Source organism: Oribacterium sp. (assembly GCF_057249185.1).
This window is the reverse complement of the sequence record NZ_DBHIGR010000179.1, coordinates 1-4,373: the sequence shown is the minus strand read 5'-3', so window position 1 is coordinate 4,373 and position 4,373 is coordinate 1. Positions and strand designations below refer to the sequence as shown.

General features: G+C 46.5%; 5 protein-coding genes. All 5 read right to left on the bottom strand.

Annotated features, from left to right (window positions below):
• Positions 1-745, bottom strand: a 745-nt coding sequence (locus ACO4PX_RS08910) for a flagellar motor switch protein FliM (RefSeq protein ID WP_485572327.1), incomplete at its 3' end; no start/stop codon positions are given.
• Positions 746-834: 89 nt separating this feature from the next.
• The gene (locus tag ACO4PX_RS08905) at positions 835-1,992 is read right to left on the bottom strand and encodes an OmpA/MotB family protein (RefSeq protein WP_304069796.1); all 1,158 of its coding nucleotides are present in this window, start codon (positions 1,990-1,992) and stop codon (positions 835-837) included.
• Positions 1,992-2,816 carry a motility protein A gene (locus ACO4PX_RS08900; RefSeq protein WP_304069794.1) on the bottom strand — a complete coding sequence of 275 codons (825 nt, stop codon included), beginning with the start codon at positions 2,814-2,816 and terminating at the stop codon, positions 1,992-1,994. The genes ACO4PX_RS08905 and ACO4PX_RS08900 overlap by 1 nt, the downstream gene beginning before the upstream one ends.
• Before the next feature lie 38 nt (positions 2,817-2,854).
• Positions 2,855-3,100, bottom strand: coding sequence for a flagellar FlbD family protein (locus tag ACO4PX_RS08895; RefSeq protein ID WP_007156873.1), 246 nt, complete (start codon positions 3,098-3,100; stop codon positions 2,855-2,857).
• Between the two features lie 118 nt (positions 3,101-3,218).
• A complete protein-coding gene (locus ACO4PX_RS08890; protein ID WP_183682869.1) occupies positions 3,219-4,238 on the bottom strand; it encodes a flagellar hook-basal body complex protein in 1,020 nt (339 codons plus the stop codon).
• Between the last annotated feature and the right edge of the window lie 135 nt (positions 4,239-4,373).

Sequence of the window (4,373 nt, the reverse complement as noted above, 5' to 3'; positions counted from 1 at the left end):
TAAACATATGTTCCAGAAGGGTTCCGGGAAGACAGATTCGGATTCTTTCCATGGCAAGCCCCGAGATATCCACATTTAAGACTACAATCACTACTGTCTCATCCAGTCCCACTTCCTGTACCATAGAAGGATTTGACTCTACCTTGGCAATCTTAAATTCCGCATTGATGTAATTACTGAAGCCGTCTCCAAGAGCATGAACAATATATTCCATGATTCTTTTGTACAGCGCCATTTCCACATCCGTGTAGCGATATTCCCCTTCCGTCTTTAAGAAGGATTCCGTACCGCCCAGCATGTGACTGACCAGAGTCAGAGTTAATCCGGGAGAAAGATAAGCCATCAAAGGCACATTGCTCTTTCCCTTTCCCTCAACATGGGTTTCCACGATGGTCATACAGTCATTTTCATGAAAAGCATTGACGTACTCGTAATACCGGGTTTCTCGTAATTCCAAAACCGTAATATCCGTTGTAGTACGGAAAATACCGTTCACCTGGGAAGTCAAGATTCGAGCATAGTTATCAAATATACTCTTTAATAAACGAATCTTCTCTTTGGTAAACTTCCTCGGGCTGTAGAAATCATACTTACTGTAATGATCCTCTTGAACCTGCGAGTCCTCATTATTAAGCTGGTCTAAAATCTCGTCCAGATCCGTTTCCACCGCCTCTTCTTTTGGCGGAGTGTCCTGCATGGATTTCAGAAGCGCATCAATTTGGCTTTGGGATAAGACGTCTGCCATTCAATAACCTCTTCTTCTTCCTACTGTAAGAAAATCGCGCTTTTCTTACATAACCCCTTTCTCATACTCCCTTAGCCCTGCTAAAGGATTTAAGACTTAGCTTTTCCTCCAAGTCCTTTCAAGAAGTCTCCCAGTATTTTTTTGATGTTTCCTCCAATACTGTCCTCTTCTTTTTCCCCGGGAATTTCTCGGGAAACACCGGCAACCTGCGGTGTCTTTTCTTTGGCCATGGCCTGTTGGCCCCCTGCCTCAGCGCCTGTGCTTGCCGCGCCCTCTGCAGCTCCTGCATTGTTAGCACCTTCTGCAGCGCCTGCGGTGTCCGCTCCGGCTGCGGGGCTTCCTTCTCCGGCGGGCGCAGCTCCATCTGCGGGCGCAGCGCCTTCCTGGGGAGCAGCATTGCCTCCTGCTTCTTCTGCCTTAATATTCTCCGGCACACCATCGGTAACGATGGTTTTGTCCGCATTGGCTCCGCTGTAGTACTCCTCGAAGTACTCATTAATATTACGGATTTCTGCGCCTTCGTCAATAAGCAAAATTTCCACTCTTCGATTCTTGGCTCTTCCCTCCGATGTAGCGTTATCCGCTATAGGGTGGAACTGTCCGTAACCGATGCTGACCAGCTTATCCGGGGAGATGATTCCTCTTCCCTGAATGAAGAGACAAACCTCCGCTGCACGCATAACCGACAAGATTCTATCGTTTCTCGGGTTATTGGCTCTTTCCGGATCTGCCTGGGCGGTATGACCCATAACATTAACCTGAGACAGCTTGTTTGCATCTGGTGCTATAGTATCACAAAATATGGATAAAGTCTCCTGTCCTTGTGGAGTAATTACCGAGCTGTCTCCGGCAAAAAATGCCTTATCTTTAAATACCACAAAGGTGTAATCTTGTCCACGGGAAACTTCAACACCGTCAATACCTGCCCCATTCAAAGCCTGGGCAATCTGCAGATACAATTCATTAATATTGTTTGGATCTACCGTATTTTCCGGGGCTCCGCTGTCTCCTATTTCTCCGGCAGGCTCATCCTTATTGGTGGCCTGACCGTTAATAATAATCTGCTCCGCCGACTTATCTCCCGGGCGTCCGTTGGGGAAAATGGAACGTACAAACACATCCCACTTTGCCGAGTCAATACTGGACATGGAGTAAAGAAGCACGAAGAAGGTCATTAAGAGGGTAACCAGGTCCCCGTAGGTGTCCATCCAGGATCCACCTTCGTCTCCTCCACCTCGTTTCTTCATTACTTGTCTCCTCCTCCGGCATCTCCGCCTGCCGCTCCGGCCTTAGCCAAAAGCTTCTTCTGCTGCTTCTGGGCAAGGGAAGCCAAAAGTCTTTCCCGGATAACCTTGGGGTTATCTCCGGACTGAATGGCGATAACACCTTCGATAATAATGGAGCAGTATAGAACCTCTTCATTGTCCTTGATGGTTAGCTTCTGGGCAATGGGGTGGAAAAGCACGTTACTCATGGCAGAACCGTAGAAGGTAGTGATTAAGGCAACACCCATGTCCTGTCCCAGGGTACTGGCTCCGCCACCGGAACCGGAAAGGTCCATACCCTTTAACATGTTTACCAGACCTACCAGGGTTCCGATCATACCGAAGGCCGGCGCCAAAGCGGATCCCTTAACATAAAGACCTTTCGCTTCTTCATGTCTGGTCATCATATCTTCTACCTGATGCTCCAGAGAGGCACGTACCTTATCCGGATCATTGGCATCTACAATCATGACTACGGCTTGTTTAAAGAAGGGCTCCTTGATTTCTTCCGCCTTTTCTTCCAAAGCCAGCAAACCGCTCTGTCTGGCAATCAAAGCCAAATCCACCAGGGCATCCACGGTTTGCGGTACATTATATTTTTTTCCTCCTCGAAAGCAGATTCCGATATGCTTCGGAATTTCCTTAATGATTCGGAATGGGTAGCAGGCGATTAACGCCGCTATTGTTCCTCCAACTACGATCAGGGCACTGGGTGCGTCCCAGAAGTTCCCCAACTTCGGCATGGTAATACCACTAATGATTAAGGCAATAGCGATAATCCAGCCTAACAGCATTGAAATGTCCATACTTATTGACTAGCCTCCTTGCTTCCTATGCGCTCTTCCTAAGCTTCTCTTTCTTTCCCCTTAATTTCATGTACGTCTTCTCCCTCATGAAATTTATCCTCAAAAGTAAGACACTTTCTTAGGAAACCCTGAACCTGTTCAATAATCGACTCCACGCTATCTCTTACCAGATAGAAATCTCCGTTTGCCAGCTTTACCTTGGTTTCCGGAATGCGGCGAATGTAAAGGATTTGAAAATAATTCAAAAACACTTCTTCCCCGTTTAACTTTGTTAGGCGTATCATGATTTCCTCCTTTCGTCTACTTACACAGCAGAAGCCTTCCTTTGTTGGAAACGGATTTTTCTTCTTTTCAGAAGCAATCTATTCTGTTTTCCAACTCAGGAAAGCCTTAGCTTATGTTTTATCTCTTCATATTTACCAGTTCCTGAAGAACTTCATCCGATACGGTAATGATCTTGGAGTTAGCCTGGAAACCTCTCTGAGTGGTAATCATGTCAGAGAATTCCTTTGCCAAGTCAACGTTGGATGCTTCCAAATATCCTGCCATCAGGGTAGGGGTGGAACCCTCACCGGGCATGGTTGCGGAAATGTATCCTGTGTTATCTCCTACTCCTGCATTAAAGGTGTTGTTTCCTGCCTTGGTCAAACCTTCCTGGTTCTGGAAGGAAGCAACTGCCACCTTTCCTAAAACGATGGATGTGGATGTAACCTGCGCAGGTGCTCCACCGGTTCCCGGAGTCTTGTTATCAATAATTCCCTTAACAATTCCGTCTGCTCCGATTTCTACAGACTTCAGCTGTGCCGCAAATCCTGTGAACACAGGGCTACCGGTTAAAGCTACCGCCCCGGTATTGTCCGCTGCGGGTGCACGAAGGGCAACCAGCTTCTTTCCGCCGTCTCCGTACTTGGTAGGCTCTGTCAAAGAGTCAGGCTGGAAGCCGTATACGAAGTTGTGGTTTGCATCTACAATATATCCGTTTGCATCTACAGAGAACTGACCAACACGGGTATATGCGAAGTTGTTCTTCTTCATCTCTGCGGTTGTGGTCTTTGTATTTGCGGGATCCAGGGTAACTTCCTTATTGGATGCGCTGGTTACAAAGAATCCTGATCCGTTGATGGAAGCATTGAAGCCTCCCACATAGGATGGTGTACTGGAAGTAAAGTCAGTGGCAATTGACCCGGTTAAGGAACCGTATCCGTACTGCGCGGGGTTTGCACCACCGATGGTAGCATTACCGCTGGCTTCCTGCTTTCCTCCTGAAGAAGTACTGGATGTCTGATACATTGTATCCTTAAAGCTATATCCCTGAGACTTAAATCCGAAAGTGTTAACATTGGCGATGTTGTTACCGATAACGTCTAACTTGTTCTGATGTGCTCTCAAACCTGCTACTGCAGAATCCATTGCTCTTAACATATATTCTTGTCCTTTCCTCAACTGGTGAGTTTAAAAAATGAATGGCGCTTTTTGCGCATTTGAAACTTACTCCTTATTATCGGCTAAGTTTCTCAAATCTATAAAAGAAATAAAAATTAAATTTTAATTTTAATT